The 1,159-nt window shown below is 63.0% G+C and carries 1 protein-coding gene; it reads right to left on the bottom strand.

The window, feature by feature from the left end; translation table 11 throughout:
- Window positions 1-7 precede the first annotated feature (7 nt).
- Complete coding sequence (locus ETQ85_RS25990; RefSeq protein ID WP_148577193.1) at window positions 8-1,018, bottom strand: IS30 family transposase; 1,011 nt, start codon at window positions 1,016-1,018, stop codon at window positions 8-10.
- Window positions 1,019-1,159: the final 141 nt, after the last annotated feature.

Genomic DNA, 1,159 nt, shown 5'->3' with positions numbered 1-1,159 from the left:
GGCGGTTTCAACTCTGAAGTGCAACACCGGGTTGAAAGTTCATGATTTCCCTCGCAAAGACCTCTGCTGGGGTTTCAAAGTCGAGGCATTTGCGCGGGCGGTTGTTTAATTGTCGGGCAATTGCGTTGAGGTAGCCTTGGGAGATCGGCGCCAAATCCAGGCCCTTGGGAAGATACTCGCGGATCAAGCCGTTGGTATTCTCGTTGGTCGGCCGCTGCCAGGGGCTGTGCGGGTCGGCGAAATAGACGTCGATCTTGACCCGCTTGGCGAGAATCTCGTGGCGGGCCATCTCCCTGCCCTGATCGTAAGTCAGCGACTTTTTCATGGCGAGCGGGACATGGCGGAACTTGCGCGTGAAGCCTTCCAGCGTGGCCTCGGCCGAGCCGTCACGCAGCTTGACCAGCATCAGGTAGCGGCTCTTGCGCTCGACCAGGGTGCCCACCGAACTGCGGTTGCCCGGCCCCTTGATGTGATCGCCTTCCCAGTGCCCGGCCACGAGGCGGGCCGCCACCTCAATCGGGCGCTGGTGAATGGAGGTCATGTTCGGCAGCGTGCCGCGCCGGTCCTGGCCCCGTGCGCGAGGCATGCGTGCCTTGTGGGAGAAACGCAGCTGGGCGATGAGTTCGTTGCGCAGCTCGCCCCGTGGCACGGCGTAGATGGCGCAGTAGATCGTTTCGTGCGAGACGTGCAGAGCAGGATCATCAGGGTTCATCCGGCGCAGTCTGCCCGCAACCTGCTCCGGCGACCAGCCCTCGGCCATCAGCGCGCGAACCCGGTTGAGCAGCACAGAACCGCTCTTCAGCTTGATCGTTCCGCGCCGCCTGCGCGCCAGCGTCGCGCGCTCGGCACGGGCGGCATCGTAGCTCTTGCCCACCGTGTTCCGCGCCACTTCGCGCGACACTGCGGAGGTCGGCCGATTGAGTCTTCGGGCAATTGCCCGAAGACTCAATCCCTCATTGCTGCACCGATGAATCTGATTACGTTCGTCCATCGACAACTGGCTGTAGTGAGTTCCCATGCATACACCCTACCAAATCGGGGTGTTGCACTTCAGTCTAGAGCGCGCCGTGGCGGTCCAGCTGATCAGGTCGCCGTAGTATTGCGGGGCGATCGGGTCGAGGGCTTCGGTGCCGGCGGGCAGGCCGGCTTCATTGACGTC

The organism is Zoogloea oleivorans, from assembly GCF_008107625.1.
Classification (GTDB): Bacteria; Pseudomonadota; Gammaproteobacteria; order Burkholderiales; family Rhodocyclaceae; genus Zoogloea; species Zoogloea oleivorans.
The sequence above is the reverse complement of the archived record's forward strand: the minus strand, read 5'-3'. Positions and strand labels throughout refer to the sequence as shown.

What these genes read in the sequence shown, in the direction of transcription:
- ETQ85_RS25990 (WP_148577193.1), bottom strand. Translation starts at nt 1,018, where the DNA reads ATGGGAACTCACTACAGCCAGTTGTCGATGGACGAACGTAATCAGATT.